This window comes from Candidatus Rickettsia mendelii, from assembly GCF_057543435.1.
This window is the reverse complement of sequence record NZ_BTGX01000006.1, coordinates 77,870-99,241: the sequence shown is the minus strand read 5'-3', so window position 1 is coordinate 99,241 and position 21,372 is coordinate 77,870. Positions and strand designations below refer to the sequence as shown.

Below are 21,372 nucleotides of genomic sequence, written 5' to 3'. Positions count from 1 at the left end.
TATTTATAGTATACCTAGCGTAGGAAATTAATTTATGAAAATTAATTTCCAATAAAAAAATTGAGAATGTTAATAAAGTAGAGAGAGTATTATAATGACCACATCTTTTAATCCTAATAGTAAAGTTATTGAAGAAAAAATAAAAAATTTCTTTGAAGAGCATAATCATAATATAGATCTTACAGATGCTTTAATACCAGAACTTAGCCGCTATATAGCATTAACTAATAACCATAAAGAAAATCCTCGTCTTGAGAGTATTATTAGAGCTTATGATCAAACATTAGGGAGGTTGGAAAGTAAATTAGGAAATCACAAAGAAGGATTTTTTTCTCTAATGAATCAATTAGTAGAAGGACATAGTCATCAAGAAAGATTTACTCAAATTAACAAAAATCATACTCCTAAAAAAGAAATACCAGAAGAAACAATTATCAATACTCTTAAAGAGTTATTGGAAGATACTACCATTACAAATAGTCTAAAACAAAGCAGTCATTATAAAGAGTTTAAAGAAAAAGTAAATAATATTATTGATACTTATAATACTAGTAAATTAACCCCTAGCTCAAGTCATTTATCTATAATAAAAGACAAATTAACAGAGCTAAATAAATGGTGTGAAGAGACCGTAGAGAAAGATAATTCTCAAATTTTTAAAAATGTTGTAAAAGTTATAAAACATAGCTTGAAAGCTGTTGCACATTTAATTGTAGGCGATATGCAGGCTTTTACAAAAGAAAAAGATAATATATCCCTTTATATGGATGGGGTAAAAAATGCTAATATAAATACTTTAACAAGTTTAGATAAGATAAAAAGCGCTGTCAAACCACATGTATCTGCTCCATCTTCTGCTACCCCACCAAAAAATCATCAGCAAAAAAATCAAATAAGTATAGGAAGATAAAAACTTAGAACTTAGGTCCTATTTAGGGCCTAAAACTATTTATACTTGATAGAAATCAAGAAATAAGATTATTGAAGCTTTTTGACTTGTTTTATTATCATGGCTATCATAAAATAAAGGCACAGAATCATAAATAAACACTAAGCTAAGCATTCCAGCAGTGATAAAGGTCACATGAACACAAAAAGGCACTAGGTAATAGTAATAAAAATAAAAGAATACTATAAATTAGAATTTGTTTCTTAGTATGTAAAATACCTTTTACTGTAGGCATCATTGGTACTTTACAATTTTTATAATCTTCACTATAAAATAAAGCAAGAGCCTATGAATGTTGTGGTGTCCAAATAAAAATAATATAAAAAACTGAGTCGATATAGTATTACCTACCGAAGCACAACCTATCATAGGTAGAAGTGCACCAGATACTCCGCCAATAACAACACTGTATATAGAACGACGTTTGAACAAAATAGCATCAATGCAGATATAATAAAAAATAGTAAATTAATAATAATAAAGCTGAAGTAGATAACACATAAAGCCATAAAAAGTACTGAAAAAATGCTGTTATTAAGCAAAAAGATAAAGCTTTCATCAAGCTCATAGCACTCTGGACTCTATAGGCCTTTTTTTCAGTGCATTTCATTAAAGCACCCATATCTCTATCATACCACATATTAATTGCTACGCCTACTACTTGCACCAAGTGCTATACAAATTAGAGCAACTATAAAGTGGTGCATCTTAGAGGAAGTAAGGCACATTCCTGAAAAACCTATAAAAATTACAAACGACATTACACTCTGTTTCATAAGTAAGATATAGTTTTTAACTGTGCTCCTGGAATGATTCACTTTATCTAAATTGATTGTTTGTCTTAATATAATTCATATAAAACACTTTTTCTTAAATATAAAAAGTTCTAGGTTACAAATCAACGATTGACTTTAATTTAAGAAATGTATATACTTATGTAACTAATTTAACAATTAAGGATTATTATCAGTGACAAAAATTGTTCGTTCTAAATATAAGGCTAGTAGAAGACTTGGGGTTAGTCTGTGGGGTGATAGTAAAGATGCTTTTAATATACGAAATTATCGTCCTGGACAGCATGGGCAAAATACCATGATTAAGACTTCAGATTATGGTTTACATTTAAAAGCTAAGCAAAGATTAAAATGTCACTACGGTCGTATCACAGAAAAACAATTCAGAAATATTTTTTCACTTGCTCAAAAAATGAAAGGTAATATCGGTGAAAATTTTATTGGATTACTTGAAAGCAGACTCGATGCAATAGTTTATAGAATGAATATAGGCCCAACTATCTTTACAGCAAGACAATTAGTTTCACATGGACATATCAAAGTCAATGGTAAAAAAGCGAATATAGCAAGTATGCGCCTTAAAGAAGGAGATATTGTAGAAATTAAAGAATCTTCTAAGCAAATAGCTATTATTCAAGAATCACTTTCAAAGCAAGGCCAAACAACACCAAGCTATTTGTCATTTGATCTAGCTTCATTAACCGGTAAGTTTTTAAGAGTGCCAATAATTTCCGATGTGCCATATCCTTTTACACTAGAAGCTCATTTAGTGACTGAGCTGTATTCTCGTTAATTATTTATTTCTGAAAGATAAAGCTTTATTTTATAGCTTAGAAAATCTCTAAGGTGTCACCCTAACTAAAAGCTGGTTCCAAAGTAAAAGTATTTAATTTAGTGTAAGCAATCACAATTTTATAAAAAATAGAAATATAAAAAATCTATTTCTTTATATTTCTTCTTGGATTTCCACTGTCGTATAAATGAATCAAGTGTGTTTTATAGCCCATGCAACAAGGCTGATTAAATCATGATATGACACTTTAATTCTTCTAAGCCTAGAATAGTACTAACGTTTTACAGAAATAATATAACCAATGATGCAGAGGAAAAATAAAAAATTTCCCATTAGGTTTCAAATTTAGATAGAATTTGCAAAAGCAGCACTGAGGCGCAAACTGCATCATACACACAAATATGTAATGATTTGAGCACCAGATCAACAATGTATAAATTAACTCTAGAGGTAGAATTTCGAAAGGAGCCTATTATCAATTTCTAATTATAAGAATCTTTTAAGATTTCTTTATAGACTTCAAAACTTTTTTGTAACATTAGATCAAGAGAAAAATTATTAATTACTGTGTGCCTTGCTGCCTCTTGAATTTTCTTAGCAGTATCAGTACCCAAAATCGAGAAACAATAATCAATTTTCTGTGCTAGCGCTTCAGCATTATTTGGTTCTACGTGAAAACCGGTTATATTATTATTGATAGTTTCTACTGCCCCACCAATATTAGTTGCAATAACAAGCTTTTCCATAGCCTGTCCTTCTATAATAGTTCGACCAAAAGCTTCAGGCTCGATTGAAGCCGAAACAATAATATCCGAAATACCGTAAAGATTTATTATATCTGAGTCATTACCAAAAATCTGAATTTTATTTTGAAGTTTTAAGGCAGCGATAAGCTCTTTTACTCTATTAGTAAAATTAGGATGTCTAGATAAATCACCAACCATTAAACAATAAAAATCTCTATGTTTTAACTTACTTAATGCTTCTACTAACACAAGATGCCCTTTCCAGTTTGTCATTCTAGAAGGCATTAATATTATCGGCACATTGCTTGGGGCATCATATTTATCACGACATTTTTTAAGCTTGTCTGATGTTAAATTTGCTGGATCAAAATAATCATAATTTACTCCACGTTCAATTACTACTATTTTATCTTCATTAATCTTATAATTTTTAAGCAGATGCTGTTTTACGAAATTAGAAACAGCAATAACTTTCTTACCTTTTAGCATTACATTATTATAGTATTTTTTTAAACTATTTTGAATATTATAAATACCATGAAAAGTTGTTAAAAATTTAGCATTTGTCCATTTCGTTGCTAGGTATGCACTCCATGCCGGTGCTCGTGACCTAGTATGAACTATATCAACATTGTATTTTCTAATTATTTGCGCTATTAACCTTGCATTATTTAGAATTACAAAAGGATTTTTACTGGCACTATTCATTTGAATATGTAATATATCTTCTTTATCTAGCTCTTTAACTAGAGTTCCGCCGGCTGAAATGATAATTGGAGTATGACCAAGAATTTTAAGATATTTTGCAACTTCTATAGTACCTCTTTCAACACCTCCTGAAACTAGGACAGGAACTACTTGCAAAATAGTATATTTATTGTATCGTTTACTTGACTTTAATGAAAGCATTAAATCTCAATTTATTAAAATAATTATTTAAAATGAACAAGCTTTATAATAGAACACAAGATAAATTTATTGTCTATAATAATTATAGAATAATTAATACAAATATTCCATCTGTAATTTTTTTACACGGCTTGATGTCTAGCATGCAATCGACTAAAGCTCTTTATTTAATAGATTATTGTAAAAAACACAATTATAATTTTACTGTTTTTGATAATTTTGGTCATGGAAATGCATCAGGGCAATTCACAGAGCAAACAATTAGTGACTGGTTAGAAGGAGTTTCACTAGTTTTAGACAAATTAACTGATACTCAAGCAATATTAGTTGGTTCAAGCATGGGTGGTTGGCTAGCACTTCTTGCAGCTTTAACATTCCCAGCTAAAATCAAAGGACTAATCTGTTTAGCTCCGTCTCCTGATTTTACTGAAGATATCTGGCATAATATGTCACAAGAAGATCAAATTAAAATGCAGAAAGAAGGAATATTAGAAATAAATGGACGGGATTGTGAGCATAAATATCCAATTAGTTATAAATTGATAGAAGATGCAAAGAATTATTTACTATTAACAAAAAATAAGATTAACATAAATATTCCAATACATCTAATTCATGGAATGTTAGATGAAGATGTACAATATAGTGTTTCACTTAAATTATTAGAAAAAATAACTAGCTCACAAATAGTAACAAAGTTGATTAAGGACGGGCATCATAATTTATCTAGAGAAGAAGATCTTAAGATAATAATGAATTCCTTAGACGAAATAATAAATACAACTAAATAAACAATTAATGAAATATGTATAGTAAAATAAATAAAGTTCATGATTTTAAAGAAGTTATAAAAAGTATAGAACAAGCAGATAGTAATAGCTTAGTACTTTTTGATATTGATGAAGTGATCATAATGGACAGTGATGAGTATAGATTGACACATAATTACAGAAAAGAATTAGTAAACAATATTGAAAAAAGACTTACTAAAAAAGAGTGCGAATTATTGCTCAGTATCATTTTCAAAGTTCGTAAAGCTAGATTTGTTAATGCAGATATTTTTAAAATATTTGCGATACTAAAAGAAAAAAATATACCTGCAATGGGTCTTACTAAACTTCCTACTGGGAAATTCGGTATAATTGAAGATATGATAGAATGGCGGACTCATGAGTTAGTAAAGTTAGAAGTAAATTTTCAAGAATTTTCACCTTTAGAAGATGAAATAATAATCGAAGATTATAATGTCGGCTACGGTAACCCTACTTTAAAAGATGGAATAATTTATACCGCAGAATATGATAAAGGTAGCGTACTTGAATATATTTTACACAAACTAAATTATTACCCAAAATCAATAATATTTATTGATGATATAGAAGAAAATTTAATATCTCTACAAAAAATCTGTAGTAAGTTAAAAATTCACTATCAAGGATTCGAATTTATGGGTTCTACTATAGTTCCTGAACCTAACCTTGATGAACAATTAGAAAAAATTAGATTTGAAATTTTAGAAAAAGAATATAAATGGTTAACAGATAAAGAGCTTCAGGATTATGTTTATAAAATATATTAGTTTTTTATCTGATTAATTATCTACTATAGCAAATATAAGGAATAATTACAAATATTACATGAGTAAAAACTACTAAAATTACACTTTATGACATATCTAATGCTGTAGTGCAATGCTAGAATGATAATAGCTGTGATTATTAAAGTCTCAGCATATCAAGGAGAAGTAGTGAAAAAAGTGATATATTAGATAGAAATATAACAGAAACTCTACCGAATCTAGAACAAAGGCTTTATTAAATATAAAACAAGGAGCTTTATTCGCTAAAAAATTTGTAAGTAGCCAAGAATATAAAAGATTAAAAGCGAACTTTAAGACTCCAAATTTCATTACTAAAAACTTTTAAAAAATATCACAATAGATAATTACTGCATTCTACTTACTAGCAAAGAAAACTTATAAAGTGTTTTCATTAAGTTAATAGAATTTTTAAGAGGAAAAGTTTCAGCTAATACTTAGGTTTTAATTGAAGGGAAGATTAAAAGCAGAATCTCTATGGGCTTACATTATTTATCAGATAACTGGTACTATTACTGCTAAAATTATTTTAGCAAATAGTATGAAAATACTACATAAATATTATGCTTATAAAGCAGCATAAAAATCTAGCTGTTCATAAAAGCTCCATTTTATTTATAAAATAGATAATGATACAGCAAAAATAATCATATATCAAAAAAACAGTGTACGTACTAAAGGTTTAATTGGGATAATTCTGATGATATTAAGTAGGCAGCGATTTAGTAATTATAAACTATATGACTACAATTGATGGAAGCAAAGGTAAATATTATTGAAGAGTAATTACATTATCTAATAACTTCTTTAAGAATTCTTCTGCTGAATTCACATTCACCAAAGTTTCATGATTGTTTAGAAACCTTCTGACTGCTCTTGCTATCGATGTAGGAGAATTAGGATCAAACGTTTCTATAGGTTTTGCTACATCTCTTACATAATCTAATTCAGATGCAAGAATAGGTATCTTATATTCAGTAGCCTCAATTAAAGGCAAGCCGAATGATTCTGACTTTGATGGGTAAATTACTGCTGAAACTTGCGTATATAAACTTAAAACTTCTGCTGAAGATATTTCTCCTAAGTTAACAATATTTAAGTTATAATCATTAATATATTTTTGTAATTCTAGTGAAAGTCTATGGTAGAGTTTAGTTTTTATAGTTAAAACTAAAGATGGTTTGATACCTATATCAGCAAGAAGCTTCCATGCTTTAAATAAATTAATATGGTTTTTATGAGGCTCACCACTTGCAGGATAGATAAAGTCAAATTTCTTAATATAATTTAAATCTTTCTTTTGTGTTAAAGTATTTTTAGGTGAAAAAGGTAGTATAGTAATATCAATATCTTTCCCTAAAAATTCTTGAGCAGCCTGAAGCATAGAAGGAGTTTGTACTATATATTTTATATTACATCTAGAACCTAAGCGTAACCAAATTTTTTTTAGTAATATTAAAATTGAATAGTTATTATTTTTTAGAGGCTCTAATAAAATACGATTTTGTAAAAATACAATTATTGTACCTTTTATAGGCAACAATGTAGGTAATCCATGAAAGCATAAAACTATATTATCGATTTTACTGTTTTTTCTTAGTTCCCACTCTCCTAATAACTGTGATTTAATATAAATTAAATTTTTTATAGATTTCGATAAATCTAATTTCGTTTTTATTCTTTCATCTAAATAAATATATTTCCAGTTATTGACAAAATATTTAGTGTTCAGAACCTCCTTTAATAATACTAAACCACCACCTGTATGAACGCCAGGTGCATAAAATATAAAATTACTCGAAGCTATTCCTAAGCTAGACATTTTTTTATCCATCTATATACTTTTATGATTGTTGCACGTATCCCATGGTCTCTCAAAGAATATATCATTGTTATAATGATAGGAGGCAAAAACCCTATAACAACTTTTTGCCCTGCCATGGAAAGAGCTAATTTATATGACTCTATATATCCATTCTGCTTTAAAAAAGCAGCAATACAAGATAAAAATTCATGAACAGAACCATCTACTCTAATCATCTCTTCTTGCGTTAATTTCTTTAAAAAACCTGACCATAAAGCTTCGTATTCCTCTAACTGATTTAAAGCAGTATTAGTACTTTGTTCAGAATGCACACGAGATCTTATAAGTACTTCAGAATCAAAATAAAGAGGCGCTACTCGAAAAAGCTTGAACCACAAATCATAATCTTGAGTATATTTTAATAATTCATTAAATAACCCAACTACTTGAAAATATTTACTAGGAATCAATAATGTACAACCATGAATTAACCCACGTAAAAGAGGAAATAATGGAATATCTAGTTGTTCTTTTGAATATCTTTGATCAGGTTTTACAAAATATAAAGAACGTGACTTTTTATCAATTAATTCATAACCACAATAAAGAATAGTATCTTTATTATCTAACTTACTTAATATATTAACTTGATGCTCAATTTTTCTAGGTAAATATACGTCATCATGGCTCAACCATGAAAAATACTCTCCATGCATATTTTTTATGCCGATATTTAAAGCTGAAGCACATCCGCTATTTTCTTTAGAGAAATAACGTATTTTATCACCATACGATAATGCTATACTCTCAGTCTTACTGTTATCTTTTGACCCATCATTAATAACAATAATTTCAATATTTTTATAAGTCTGAGCTAAAGCACTATCTATAGCTTCTTTCATATAGTTAGCACCATTATAGACTGGAATAATAATTGAAACTAAAGGTATGTATGAATTTTGTTTCATGCACTAAACTGTTAACCTTAATTATTTAGACCCAAAAATTTAAAAAATGTTTCTTTCATACGTTCTAAAGTAAAATCTTGTAAAAAACAATTATATCCATTTTGAGCAAATATACTATAAGACGTAGTATCAAGTATCGCTTCTTCTAAAAGATTTAATATTTTTTCTTTATCTAATGAGTCACATATATATCCTGCATTGTGTGCTTTTATGTATTTACTAGGAGATGAGTAAAGAGGTGCATGACAAAAAACTGGTCTACCAGATGCAAAATAAGTTACTAATTTTGAAGGAAAACTTGTACTTGATTCTTTATAAAATTCTTCAGAAAACCAATATGGCATATAAAGAAGATCAGATTCAGCAAGCAATCTAATGGTTTCCTCCTGAGAATGCCACCCTAAATATTCAACATTAGCAGGCAGTTGCGTAAATGCTTGAAAAGTTCTACCCATTACTCGAACTTTAATGTTTTTATCTGCAATAAGCCAGTGAGTATGATTAAGAGCGTTAATAAGACTTAACCACTCAGCTTGCGCATAAAATTGTCCAGCAATACTAATTATAAATTCATCTTTATTATTAGGTGATATAGCCGGCATGTGAGCAAATTCTCTTGGTAATCCAGCAATTACTGGTATAGTAGGTATGTTATATTCAGTTTCATAATCCTCAGACATTGTCCACGAAGCAGTAGCACAAAAAGTACTATGCTTAATTATTTCGTTAAACTTTTTTAAAAGTCTCTTTTGTGTAAAATTATCAATTTTATTATCACGAAGCCACCATTCAAAAGGATCCCATATTTGAGTAAATAAGGGTAAACCTAATGTATTTGAAAGTGTTTTTGCTAAACGAATAATTGTTTGTCCTTCTAGTACTACCCATAACTTATCAACTTTTTGCTGCTGAGCGAACTCAATAATCTTTGGTAATAAATTATATTTCACATGCCAAGCATTCAATAATTCATAAGAGAAAGCTGACAATTCTCCTAATTTTCCTTTTAATATCCTTTTAGCATTTTCTTTAGGTTTGTGTAATACTAAATGAGGAATTTTTTGTAATTCTGGTGGTATTACCGGCTCTAAAATTGGATTAATAATTGAGCAAATAGTAATTTGCTCAGTTGGTAGAAATTTTACTAAACGGCCTAGTACCAAACCGGCAGTAAAATTTTGACAAGGTGGCATATCAGTTAAAAGTAGAATTTTCATTTGTTAACAATTTTTTATATAATTTAGCTAAACCCTGTGCTTGTGTTTCCTCATTATAATATAATTCAGCTATTTCCCTCCCTTTTTTACCACGTTCTATTCGTTCATTAGGATGATCAATAAGGTACTGTAATGCTTGGTAAAAAGCTTCACTATTGTTTAAAGGTACTGATATACCTACATCAGGTGCATAAACTACATCAGATAGTGCAGTTTTATCAAAAACAATTACAGGTTTGCCGCAAGCTAATGCCTCAATTGCCATCATCCCAAACGACTCCGCAACGGATGGCATTAAAAAAATATCTGAGGATACTAGTGCATCTCGCACAGTTTCTTCATTATTTACCCATCCTAAATTAATAATTTTAAAATGATCTTTAAATTTCTTTAAAAAATTATTATTACTACCTAAAGTTAAAAGACAAATAGATTGTTTAGTTTTAATTCTTTCTAAAGCTTTGATTATATATGGTAATCCTTTAAAAGAATTATTATCTGCACGAAAGCATATCACTAACATATCTTTAGATATTCCGAACTTCTCACGAGCTTTAAGTGTAGTAGAAGGATAAAAAAAATCTAAATCTAAACCAAAAGGAATTTGATGTACTGGTACCCCCTTAAATAAAGGAGATAATTTAACCATATTATACATCCATTTTGACGCTACAATCAATTCAAACTTAGCATCTTTATAAGCTTTGAGTTTATAGTCGAATAGTAATTTAGTATTATCTTTTTTTAAAGAAAAAGGAGTAGTAAGATCTGGACAATTTCCACACCCTATCATCCAACGTTTACATTCAAAAGGGTGAATACAGTGACCAGTCATTGCCCAAGGATCATGAAGTGTCCAGACTGTTGGCTTTAAATTTGTAATCTTTGATAAATCACCTATACTAAAATAACCGGAATGTATAATATGAAGATGTATTAAATCAGCTTCTTGAAAAGCCGGCATTTTTATCATTTTAGGAACATTACGATACAGCACAGACTGCAGAGAAGTTTGTTCTTCTATTAATCGAAGAATTTGATTTGTTTTCCTTGTGATAGTACCTTCAAATGTTAACACCTCAGGATTTTTAGTATCTTTATCCCATACTAAGTGTTTAGATTCAATACCATATTTTTTTAAAAGTGGTGTTATAGATAAACCGTGAAACCTACGTCCCGGTGATTCATAACCATTTATTTGCAATATTTTCATTTAACTTAGATTTTGAAATTCTTAAAATATCCCTTGTCTACCTGCTAAGCATTTTAATAATAAGTTTATATCAGAATTGGAGGTTTCAAGATAGTTATAAATAAAACAGTCTAATAATCTAAAATTATTTTCTTTACATTCTGAACCTTCCTTTATTCTATTTTCAATTAAAGCTTTTACTTTATTTTGATATCCCGCTAGATCAAAACTCACATTATAGTATGACTATATATATCTTGCATAATAAGCTGCTAATTCTGCTTCCTGTGTTAAAGATAAATCTATTCTAAAACAATGGTATAGACTAAATACCACTAATAAAAATATTGAAAAACACTTGCTAATTTTGCATTAAATTGCTTTATAATAGCTGATAGACTGCTTGGTAAGCAAAACCACGATAAATATTTATTTCTTTCAAAAAAAAGTACCAAAAGAGAATATTCATTCTAAAAGTAATAATTATGATAATTTTTATGCACATATAGTATGCAATCATCACCCAAACAAATGTAATTACATCTATAAGATCTAATACGTAAAATATATCTGTTATAAAATATATTAATAAAATCACAGCAGTTGAAAATATATGAGAGAATCCTATTTAAGTAATCTTCTAAAAAAGAAGCTATATCCTAAAAAATATTATTCCTATCATATTGCTTTCAACTTATTTAATATTCTCTTTATTTTGCTATAGATTCTTATAACAATAGATTTACTTTCATTGCTAATTTCTAATTCTTGTTCTTTAATTTTCAATTGCTCCTTGAGAGTTAATGTTTCTTCAGTATTAATAATTAGTTGATCGGTAGTAGATTTTAATAATTCTTGTAAAATATTTATTTGTTCATTAGCAGAATTTAGTAATCCTTGTATATTATTTATATCAGCAAATTGAGAAGCAAATTTCTTTACTTTTAATATATATTCTTGTGTTATTTTTATAAAAAAATCTATTTTTTCACTATTAACTATCTCTAGAATTTCTTTTAATGGCACTGTTTTTCCCTGCTCTATTAATAATACGGCAGTACGCTGGCATGCCCATAATGCACATTTTAAAGTATTTTTTATAATTTCTCTATTTATTACCTGCTCTCTGAATTCAGGAAAATTAGTGTTTAAATAATCTAAATTACTTGTAGTATTTAATAAAATTTCTTTAGAATATATATTATTAAAATAGTTTTCAGTATGTATTATATTTTTTATTGCATAAAAGCCCCCATAAGGAGTAGTAAGAGCTTGACCTTGAGTATCATGAGTATGTAAATCCTGGCAACCAATTATGTCCCAATCAGGGAAATCTTCTGGATACCAACCTGACTTATGTTCTTGCCACTTCCCTCCATGTAAGTTCCAGCCATCATTATCATGTACTTCTTGAGGCATAAATCCTAAAGGGGTAAATATTATAACCTGTTTTCGAGCTACACGTTCACATTCAATCAATATTTCTTTTCCTATTTCTTTAGGCATATGCTCTATAACATCTATTAAAAATATTGAATCAACAGATTTATCAGGAAAGGCTGCAAGAGCAGTTTTGGCATCGAAAGGAATTATTATTGAATTAGTAGTTGAAAGGTTCTTTTTTAATATCTCAACATATTCTTGATGTGGCTCTATACAAATAAGGAAATCTGGAATTATATATTGCTGAGGACGAATGCCACACCCAATATCCATAACATTAGAAGCGGAAACTATAAACTCATTTATTTTAGTATGAAATATATCTGCTGAACACCATTCTAATATCTTTTTTTCTTTTATCATTTAAACCACACAGTGCAATTAACATAGTCCACATAACTTAAAACTATACGCAATATCTTTTTTGAAACAAAACCTGCTTCAGCATAATCTGGAGCAATAGTCTGCATACGTTTATTATTTTTATGCTCTTCCGTAATAACTTTCACTGATTGAAGTACCCTTGCAGCCTTAAAGCCAGACATAATTAATGTGCCAACATCCATACCTTCAGGACGCTCATGTACCTCTCTAATATTTAAAGCTGGCAAATTAAGGATTGATGCTTCTTCAGTAAGAGTACCGCTATCAGATAATATACAAAATGCATTCATTTGAAGTTTTATGTAATCAGTAAAACCAAAAGCCCTTAAAAATCTTATTTTACCCCCGAGTTCCTTAAACACTTCTAAATCTTCAAGCCTTTTTCTAGTCCTTGGATGTGTTGAGAAAATTATCGGAAAGTTATACTCTTTAATAAGGAGTTGTAAACTATTTAATAACTCTTTTAAATTATTTTTTATATCTACATTTTCTTCACGATGAGAGCTAATTAAAAAATATTGCTTTGCCTTTAATGATAATTCTTCCAAAATATTTGATTTTAATATTTTAGGCATAAAACGCTCAAGAACCTCTGGCATATGTGAGCCTGACTTAAAGACAAGCTCAGCAGGTAAACCTTCAGCAATTAAATAACGTCTAGCATGTTCTGTTAAGACAATATTCACATCACTTATATGATCTATTATTTTACGATTAATCTCTTCTGGTACTCGCTGATCAAAGCAACGATTTCCTGCTTCCATGTGAAAAATTGGAATTTTACGACGTTTAGCTGCAATAGCTGATAAACAAGAATTAGTATCACCATAAAACAAGACTGCATCAGGCTTTTCTTTCTCAAGCACTTCATCTACTTTCTCAATAATAAGTCCGATAGATTTTGCTGTATTATCAGCTGCAACTTCTAAGAAATAGTCAGGTTTTCTAATTTCCATATCATCAAAAAAAACCTGATTTAATTCATATGCATAATTCTGACCAGTATGAACTAATATATGATTAGTATATTTATCAAATTCAGAGATTACACAACATAGCTTAATTAACTCAGGACGAGTACCTACTACAGTCATTACCTTAAGCATTTAGCTCCTCCTGAACATAATCAAGATTTAATAAAAGTTCTTTAACTTCTTCTAAATTTAAACGCCTTGTATTATGAGAAGTATAATCATCTAAAAGTGCTATTTTCTTCTCACCTTCAACAAAATATTTTGCGTAATTAAGATCACGTGCATCCATAGGAACTCGGTAATAATTTCCTAAATCCTCAGCTTTTGCCATTTCTTCAGATGATACTAATGATTCATAATGCTTTTCACCATGACGTGTGCCTATAAAACGTACTTTATTTGTAGTACTGAATATTTCCTGTAATGCTTTAGCTAATGTCTCAATTGTACTTGCAGGAGCTTTTTGTATAAAAATATCACCCTGACGACCATACTCAAAAGCATATAATACTAAATCTACCGAATCTCTTAACGACATTAGAAAACGTGTCATCCCTGGTTCAGTAATAGTTAGTTCTTTACCTTGTTTAATTTGATTAATGAATAGAGGTATTACTGACCCACGTGATGCCATTACGTTGCCATATCTCGTAGCACAAAATATCGTCTCATTAGGTGAGCACATACGTGCTTTTGCTACCATTAATTTCTCCATTAGTGCTTTAGATAAACCCATTGCATTAATTGGATATACGGCCTTATCAGTACTAAGCACTATAACTTTTGCAACTTTGTTATTAATAGCTGAACTTAAAACATTTTCAGCACCTAAAATATTAGTATTTATTGCTTCCATGGGATAAAATTCACAAGTCGGCACTTGCTTTAAAGCAGCAGCATGAAATACATAATCTACACCTTTCATCGCTTCGTTAATGCTCTTATAGTTACGTACATCTCCGATATAGAACTTAAGCTTTGGATTATTTAAACTTAAGCGCATATCTTCCTGTTTTTTTTCATCTCTACTGAAAATTCGAATTTCTTTAATATCTGTTTCAAGCAAGCGAGAAAGCACTGCATTACCAAATGAACCAGTACCTCCCGTAATCATTAAAGTTTTATCTACAAACATTATCTTTTTAATACCTATCTTTAAATTATTATGAATTAACGTTATTGAGAACAGCTAAAAGATATTGTATGATTGATGTTATTCATGCAAGGTATCGTTGTGTAGATCAGGAATATATACAAAACTATATATAATACGGTCATAAGGCTATGACTGCAGTATCTAAATAACTTAAATTTTAAGTACTGCGATTTAATTATAAGATAACAATAGCACAAGACTAATGCAACTACACCTTTTCACCTCATTACTTAAATTCATACATACGCTTTACAAGCTCATGCCATTCCGGCGGCATATATCCTGTTGTTTCATTAAAACGAGTAGCATCTAATGACCTATCTATAACAACCTCATCTGATGGAATAATTTCAATTTCTTTATTGTATATTGCTTTTAATAATTTTAGTAATTCTAACTTATTAATTGGTTTAGATGCAACATGATAAAGACCATGCAACTCTTTATTAGGTAATACAAAATCTTTTATTATTCTTGCAAGCTCTACAGTTGGAAATCCTGAGTAAATAGCTTTAGCAAAACCTTTTACTGACCCTTCTGAGCTTAAAAACCAATTGATTAAACTTCTATTTCCTGCTAACTCGTGACCTATAATTGAAGTACGCAAAGTAACAGCATGTGGATAATCTACTTCACCAAGGAACTTAGAACGACCATAAAGATCATAGCAATCAGGAAAATCACTTTCCTTGTAATTACCCTTTTTCCCTGAAAATACACAATCTGTACTAATATGAATTAACCTACTACCAGCAAGTTCACACAAACTAGCAAGCCTGTGAGGTAGCAAACTATTGATCGGTAATGCTTTTAGTGGATCATTCACATCAGCAAGTTGCTTTACAAGCCCTATACAATTTATTACTATATTAGGCTTCATTTTGTTAAATACTTCAACTACAGAATCGCAATTTTTAACATCTACATTTGTAATTAATTTACTTGATAAATTTTTAGGAAAATGCGAATAAGCTAAATTATTACGAGCTGTAGCCCAAATATCAAGTGTTTCATCTTTACTTAAAAACCTAAACATGCTGTTACCTAGCATACCAGTAACACCAAGAATTAATATTTTCATATTATATTTATTTATTTTTACCACATAGCTTCTATCATAAATAACGCATCATTACAATAGATTTTGAGTACATGATAATTGAACATATCTAAATGCAGTAGGTATTGACAGTAGACTTCAAAGCGAGTTTGCTAAAGCATTATAAATATGTGATTACAAACGAGTCTTGCAAAAATTTAGTGTCAATATCTTACTAGTTGAAGCTATATTTGATGACTATATTTTTTAACTATATGTAATTAAATATTATAAATAATTTATAGTGTTTATTACAAAACATAATGTACATAAATATCCAAAATTGAATTTAAAAAATATTTTTAATGTATAGTTAATAAAATTACAAAATATACATAATTCCTTTGTTATAGCAGAAAGAGAGTCATCAGTTGCAAAAATATTACCTTTAGAAACTAAAAAAGTGATGTTGATCTTTAATTTTTAAAAGGAGCAGTCAAAACAAATGATGATATAATACACAACTACATGGAAAGCAAGTAATGACTAATATTGGAATTGATAATCTAACAAGTTTAATTTTGAATACTGACTATTTAATGTTCTACTATAGAAGTATAAAATTATCTGCATTTCAAATAGAGTTAATAGCAAAAGTACAAGAAAATAATATATTATATGTTTCTGCTATATCTATTTAGGCAATAATACTGTTTAAATTTAGATTATTTTTAAATAATACAAAAATGTTGAAGATTAGAATCTCTTAATAGAAGCAAGTACAGTCTCTAAGATCATACTAGCAGCTATAGCATCATCGTTATTATTACGATCTTTTCTCTTAACACCTAATGATTTAAGAAAATTATTTGCTGCTCTTGTAGTAAATCTCTCATCTTGTAAATATATTGGTAAATTTGTAATAGCAGCTAATCCTTCAGCAAATTTCATTACTATTTCTGCTTGTGCTTCAAGCTCTCCATTCATATTAACAGGCAGCCCTATTATAATGCCACAAACTTTATATTTTTCAAATATGCTAAGTAAAGATGCAAATTGAACTTTTCTCTTTACATCAACTATAACACTTAAGGGCATAGCAATGCTATGCCCTTGATTAGACATAGCAACCCCCAACTTTTTGCTACCATAATCAATAGCGATCAGCGGAGCATTCGGCAGTAAAAGCCGATAAAATTCTTGAAGATTATTTACAATCATGGTAGTTAATAAGGTGACTTTATTAAGTGTTTCATATGCTAAAAACTATTCAAAAACATTTAGATACTAAATTAATAAAACTATCCATAATTTTAGCTTTTATTTATTGTTTGTTATTTAACACCACAATATTGATTTATAAATTTGATTATTATAAAGCAGTGATTTTTAGAGGTATATTAGAGCTATCAAAAGATTTTTTCTATATTTATATATTCTCTTTTATAACATTTTTTGGTCTTAGCATACATAGGGTAGTGCTAAAAATTGGAGCAAGTTTTTTATTTATAACTTCTGCTATTGCTAGCTATTATCTTTATTTTTTCAAAATAAAACCTACTAAACAAGTGATAGGTAGTTTTTTTTCAACAGATTTAAATGAAGTTTATGAATTAACCAGCATTAAACTAATAATATGGATAGTTTTCAGTTTATTTACTTGTCTTTATACTCTTAGAACTTTTACCGCTTCTGATACTAAATTATTTGTTACAAGATTATTATCAGCTGCTTGCTTGCTTATTTTTGTATATAATATTATTACGCCTTCATTCAAAATATTAAAAAACTATTTTCCTATCCAGTATCTAAATAATACTTATCTTAACTTTGCAGGAAATTTGAGCGATAAAAATCATGCACGGATAGATATTAGCAAGCAATATAATTTTGTAGATAATTCTGATTCAAACATTATAGGTATTTTAGTTATAGGAGAATCAGCAAGATTTGATCATTTCGGTATTAACGGTTATGAAAGAGATACAACTCCTTACTTAAAGACTGTTGAAAATCTAATTTCTTTTAAAGCTAAATCTTCTTCTAATCTTACTTATCTTTCTATACCATCATTACTTTCACGTTATCCTGCAAGTGAAATAGAGAATAGTAGATATGAAAATAGTTTTTTATCAGTTTTAACTAATTTAGGCTTTAAGACTACTTGGATTGGCACTCAAACTTTAATGAGACGTTTTGCAAATTTTGATTTAAGTAACATCTATAATGATATTAACTTTACTATAGTTCCTGGTGGTTCTGCTTTATTTTCCTTGAACGATCATGATGAGAAAATGCTTCCTTTTATAAAGGAGCTAATAATAAATTCGGATAAACAATTTTTAGTAATTCATACCTCTGGTAGTCACTGGAATTATACAGCAAGATATCCTAAAGCATTTGAACATTTTACACCTACGTGCTATCTTAAAGCTAAAAGTGACGCAAGCGATTGTGATAAATTAGCTTTAATTAACAGTTATGATAACTCGATTTTATATACAGATTTTTTCTTATATAACTTAATAGATTTACTTAAAGATAAAAATGCATTTTTATTGTATGTATCCGATCATGGTGAATCACTGGGAGAAGAAGGATATTATGGTCACGGCGGACCATTACTTGCACAGCAGATAACTATACCTTTTATAGTTTGGGTATCAAATAATTTTAAATTAAAGCATCCTAAATTGGTGTCTTCTATTAAAAACTATGCTAGCACTGAAATTAGCCATGATTATATTTTTCATTCAATCCTTGACTGTTTAAATATAGATTCCGATGTAATCAATAAAAACTTGAGTATATGTAAATCTGGCTAATTTTGTTATAAAACATTAAGTTATTTTAAGATCACACCTAAATTTAGAAGATTATTGTTATAGATTTCTACAAGATATTTTACTAAAATATTAGGATAAAATAAAACTGTGGAAACTTATTTATTAAAATAAAGATTTTAATAGTGCTTAAAATGAGATATAAAAGTAATTGAAACTCTATTCTCCAATAAAATGTATAGTTAGTTTTTAAATTTATTTTGTTATATAGTGCCGTAGCATTTTACAACTGAAGTCAAAATATTTTTAGGTATTTTTGAGTCAAATGCTTTTTTTACAATCAAAAATATAATATAAGATTAAGTGAAAATAAAAAGAGTATTATTATATGGAATATGCATTATTAATTTTCAGTATCATAGTAATTTTAATTATAATACAAATGGTTAAAGTTGTACCACAACAACAAGCGTGGGTAGTAGAAAAACTAGGAAAATTTGATAAAGTATTGCAGCCTGGTTTAAATTTATTGATCCCAGTAATACAAAGAGTAGCATATAAGCATACTTTAAAAGAAGAGGCAATAGATGTTACAGCACAAACAGCAATTTCAAATGATAACGTAACTCTATCTATTGATGGTGTTTTATATGTTAAAATCATTGATCCGATGGCAGCATCATATGGTGTTAATAATCCTTATTATGCTATAACGCAACTTGCACAAACTACTATGCGATCAGAAATCGGTAAGTTACCTTTAGACAGAACATTTGAAGAACGTGAAACATTAAACATCGCTATAGTATCAGCAATTAATCAAGCTGCTATAAATTGGGGCATACAGTGTATGCGTTATGAAATTAAAGATATTCAGCCACCACAATCTATACTTAAAGCTATGGAATTGCAAGTAGCTGCAGAACGCCAAAAGCGAGCACAGATCTTAGAATCTGAAGGTAATAGACAAGCAAAAATTAACCACGCAGAAGGTGAAAAAGCACAGATTGTGCTGAATTCAGAGGCTTCTTATACTGATCAAGTAAATAGAGCGAAAGGTGAGTCTGAAGCAATAGGTTTAGTTGCCACTGCTACAGCAAAAAGTATTGAGATTATAGCTACAGCAGTACAAAAAACTGGTGGTAGTGAAGCAGTAGCTCTGAAAATAGCTGAGCAATATATTAATGCATTTAGTAACTTAGCTAAGGATACTAATACTGTAATTTTACCTGCAAATCTCTCAGAACCAAGTAGTTTTATAACACAAGCTTTAAGTATATTTAACCAATTAAAAGTTTCGCCAGAGAAAAAATTAAATAAGTAAAAATTTACAGAGATTTATTGTTGTAATAATAATTAGTTTTATATATCATGACAGATTATTAATTAATAAAAGGTTAGAATATGCCAGTATTTGTCGGCGAAAATGCTCCAGATTTTACAGCTAAAGCTGTTATGCCTAATAATAATATAGAAAATGAATTTACTCTTAGTCGCTATGCTAAAGGATCCAACTTAATATTATTTTTTTATCCTCTCGATTTTACTTTTGTTTGCCCATCAGAGATCATAGCATTTCATAATAAGCTTGGTGAATTTACTGAAAGAGATACCAAAGTAGTAGCTGTTAGTGTTGATTCTCATTTTAGTCATTTAGCTTGGAAAAATACCCCGCATAATAAAGGTGGTCTTGGACAAGTCCAATTCCCTATGGTTTCAGATATAAAGAAGAATATTTCTTCGGTGTATAATGTACTTAATGAAGACAGTGTTGCACTACGCGGGACTTTTTTAATTGACAAAGATTTCATCGTACGTCATATGCTAGTCAATGATTTGCCTATTGGTCGTGATATTAACTATACGCTAAAAGTTATTGATGCATTAGCTCATCATCAAAAACATGGTGAAGTTTGTCCTGCTGGCTGGCATAAAGGTGAAGAAGCAATCACTCCATCACATGAAGGGATTTCACATTACTTAAGCTCACATGCTGACAAGTTGTAGTTTATAGCTCTTATGTCATTCCTACAAAAGCAAGAATTAATTTTTAAGCTAGTAATGCAGAGTTTTAACACTTAAAACTCTAGTTTGTTTTTCTTTTTTCTGAATTCTAGCTTTCGCAGGAATGACATAAAAGTTTTTACACTATAATATTAAGTCACAATAGACAATAGGTACAAAATAACTTTGAATTAATGATAAAAAAAATCTCCGTTAAAAAATCTAAAATATCTTATATTCTTGAAACTATCAATATTTTATGGCATATTTAGAAGTAAAAATGTAGGTCTAAAATTTTTTATTGGTGTTTCTACATGATAATATTCAAGATTTATCTTTAAGGTATTAATGCCCTAAAGAAATCAAAATTAAATTATAAAGATATGGGGTTATTAGATTATAATATGGTGTGTCCAATAGTAGGTGTATGGTAATGCTTCAGCAAATGGTATAGCATTTGCTCATATGGTTGCTATAGGTTTAAGATATATATCACTGTTTTAAAACGTGTGCTGTACATCAATATTTTCTCAAACTATTAGGTTTATCATAGAATGTATTGATTATATATCTGAAAATACAAAATTAATTTACAAGTTTAGTAGCAGGAAGTTTAATAA

Annotated in this window: 19 protein-coding genes and 1 pseudogene; 9 read left to right on the top strand and 11 right to left on the bottom strand. The window is 29.0% G+C overall.

The window, feature by feature from the left end:
• Nucleotides 1–94: 94 nt before the first annotated feature.
• Complete coding sequence (locus tag AC27F4_RS01085; RefSeq protein ID WP_487061227.1) at nucleotides 95–910, top strand: hypothetical protein; 816 nt, start codon at nucleotides 95–97, stop codon at nucleotides 908–910.
• A 39-nt stretch (nucleotides 911–949) separates the two neighbouring features.
• Here AC27F4_RS01085 and AC27F4_RS01080 read toward each other — a convergent pair.
• A pseudogene (locus AC27F4_RS01080) lies at nucleotides 950–1,800 on the bottom strand (UbiA family prenyltransferase).
• Nucleotides 1,801–1,918: 118 nt separating this feature from the next.
• Here AC27F4_RS01080 and rpsD point away from each other — a divergent pair.
• Nucleotides 1,919–2,536 (top strand): 30S ribosomal protein S4, encoded by a 618-nt coding sequence (gene rpsD / locus AC27F4_RS01075; protein ID WP_487061225.1) that lies wholly within the window; start codon nucleotides 1,919–1,921, stop codon nucleotides 2,534–2,536.
• 482 nt (nucleotides 2,537–3,018) lie between these two features.
• On the opposite strand, the gene AC27F4_RS01070 is transcribed toward rpsD, so the two are convergent.
• Nucleotides 3,019–4,191: a glycosyltransferase family 4 protein gene (locus AC27F4_RS01070; protein WP_487061223.1), complete on the bottom strand. Its 1,173-nt coding sequence runs from the start codon at nucleotides 4,189–4,191 to the stop codon at nucleotides 3,019–3,021.
• Between the two features lie 32 nt (nucleotides 4,192–4,223).
• Between AC27F4_RS01070 and AC27F4_RS01065 the strand changes: the two genes are divergently transcribed.
• The 3 genes from AC27F4_RS01065 to AC27F4_RS01055 all read left to right on the top strand — a co-directional run bounded on the left by AC27F4_RS01065 (nucleotide 4,224) and on the right by AC27F4_RS01055 (nucleotide 6,371).
• On the top strand, nucleotides 4,224–4,982 hold the full coding sequence (locus AC27F4_RS01065) for an alpha/beta hydrolase (protein ID WP_487061221.1): 759 nt from the start codon (nucleotides 4,224–4,226) through the stop codon (nucleotides 4,980–4,982).
• Between the two features lie 14 nt (nucleotides 4,983–4,996).
• Nucleotides 4,997–5,770 (top strand): DUF2608 domain-containing protein, encoded by a 774-nt coding sequence (locus AC27F4_RS01060; protein WP_487061219.1) that lies wholly within the window; start codon nucleotides 4,997–4,999, stop codon nucleotides 5,768–5,770.
• A gap of 466 nt (nucleotides 5,771–6,236) precedes the next feature.
• Entirely contained in the window at nucleotides 6,237–6,371 is a 135-nt protein-coding gene (locus tag AC27F4_RS01055; RefSeq protein WP_487061217.1) for a hypothetical protein, read from the top strand.
• A gap of 189 nt (nucleotides 6,372–6,560) precedes the next feature.
• On the opposite strand, the gene AC27F4_RS01050 is transcribed toward AC27F4_RS01055, so the two are convergent.
• The 8 genes from AC27F4_RS01050 to AC27F4_RS01015 form a co-directional block, all read right to left on the bottom strand.
• Entirely contained in the window at nucleotides 6,561–7,622 is a 1,062-nt protein-coding gene (locus AC27F4_RS01050; protein WP_487061215.1) for a glycosyltransferase, read from the bottom strand.
• Nucleotides 7,598–8,560, bottom strand: a complete 963-nt coding sequence (locus AC27F4_RS01045) for a glycosyltransferase (RefSeq protein ID WP_487061213.1) — start codon at nucleotides 8,558–8,560, stop codon at nucleotides 7,598–7,600. Before AC27F4_RS01045 ends, AC27F4_RS01050 begins: the two co-directional genes overlap by 25 nt.
• Before the next feature lie 17 nt (nucleotides 8,561–8,577).
• Entirely contained in the window at nucleotides 8,578–9,777 is a 1,200-nt protein-coding gene (locus AC27F4_RS01040) for a glycosyltransferase (RefSeq protein ID WP_487061211.1), read from the bottom strand.
• Complete coding sequence (locus tag AC27F4_RS01035) at nucleotides 9,755–10,990, bottom strand: glycosyltransferase family 4 protein (RefSeq protein WP_487061209.1); 1,236 nt, start codon at nucleotides 10,988–10,990, stop codon at nucleotides 9,755–9,757. Before AC27F4_RS01035 ends, AC27F4_RS01040 begins: the two co-directional genes overlap by 23 nt.
• Before the next feature lie 657 nt (nucleotides 10,991–11,647).
• Nucleotides 11,648–12,775, bottom strand: a complete 1,128-nt coding sequence (locus tag AC27F4_RS01030; RefSeq protein WP_487061207.1) for a methyltransferase domain-containing protein — start codon at nucleotides 12,773–12,775, stop codon at nucleotides 11,648–11,650.
• Nucleotides 12,772–13,902 carry a non-hydrolyzing UDP-N-acetylglucosamine 2-epimerase gene (wecB, locus tag AC27F4_RS01025; protein WP_487061205.1) on the bottom strand — a complete coding sequence of 377 codons (1,131 nt, stop codon included), beginning with the start codon at nucleotides 13,900–13,902 and terminating at the stop codon, nucleotides 12,772–12,774. The genes AC27F4_RS01030 and wecB overlap by 4 nt, the downstream gene beginning before the upstream one ends.
• Entirely contained in the window at nucleotides 13,895–14,905 is a 1,011-nt protein-coding gene (locus AC27F4_RS01020; protein ID WP_487061203.1) for a polysaccharide biosynthesis protein, read from the bottom strand. The genes wecB and AC27F4_RS01020 overlap by 8 nt, the downstream gene beginning before the upstream one ends.
• Nucleotides 14,906–15,152: 247 nt before the next feature.
• Nucleotides 15,153–16,007 (bottom strand): dTDP-4-dehydrorhamnose reductase family protein, encoded by an 855-nt coding sequence (locus AC27F4_RS01015; RefSeq protein ID WP_487061201.1) that lies wholly within the window; start codon nucleotides 16,005–16,007, stop codon nucleotides 15,153–15,155.
• A 500-nt stretch (nucleotides 16,008–16,507) separates the two neighbouring features.
• On the opposite strand from AC27F4_RS01015, the gene AC27F4_RS01010 reads away from it, so the two are divergent.
• Nucleotides 16,508–16,666 (top strand): hypothetical protein, encoded by a 159-nt coding sequence (locus tag AC27F4_RS01010; RefSeq protein ID WP_487061199.1) that lies wholly within the window; start codon nucleotides 16,508–16,510, stop codon nucleotides 16,664–16,666.
• Between the two features lie 55 nt (nucleotides 16,667–16,721).
• Here the strand turns inward: AC27F4_RS01010 and ruvX are convergent, their stop codons facing one another.
• Nucleotides 16,722–17,186, bottom strand: coding sequence for a Holliday junction resolvase RuvX (ruvX, locus tag AC27F4_RS01005; RefSeq protein WP_487061197.1), 465 nt, complete (start codon nucleotides 17,184–17,186; stop codon nucleotides 16,722–16,724).
• Nucleotides 17,187–17,221: 35 nt separating this feature from the next.
• Between ruvX and AC27F4_RS01000 the strand changes: the two genes are divergently transcribed.
• The 3 genes from AC27F4_RS01000 to AC27F4_RS00990 all read left to right on the top strand — a co-directional run bounded on the left by AC27F4_RS01000 (nucleotide 17,222) and on the right by AC27F4_RS00990 (nucleotide 20,755).
• Nucleotides 17,222–18,790, top strand: a complete 1,569-nt coding sequence (locus tag AC27F4_RS01000) for a phosphoethanolamine transferase (protein ID WP_487061195.1) — start codon at nucleotides 17,222–17,224, stop codon at nucleotides 18,788–18,790.
• A gap of 346 nt (nucleotides 18,791–19,136) precedes the next feature.
• Nucleotides 19,137–20,072, top strand: a complete 936-nt coding sequence (locus AC27F4_RS00995; protein WP_487061193.1) for an SPFH domain-containing protein — start codon at nucleotides 19,137–19,139, stop codon at nucleotides 20,070–20,072.
• 80 nt (nucleotides 20,073–20,152) lie between these two features.
• The gene (locus AC27F4_RS00990) at nucleotides 20,153–20,755 is read left to right on the top strand and encodes a peroxiredoxin (protein WP_487061191.1); all 603 of its coding nucleotides are present in this window, start codon (nucleotides 20,153–20,155) and stop codon (nucleotides 20,753–20,755) included.
• Nucleotides 20,756–21,372: the final 617 nt, after the last annotated feature.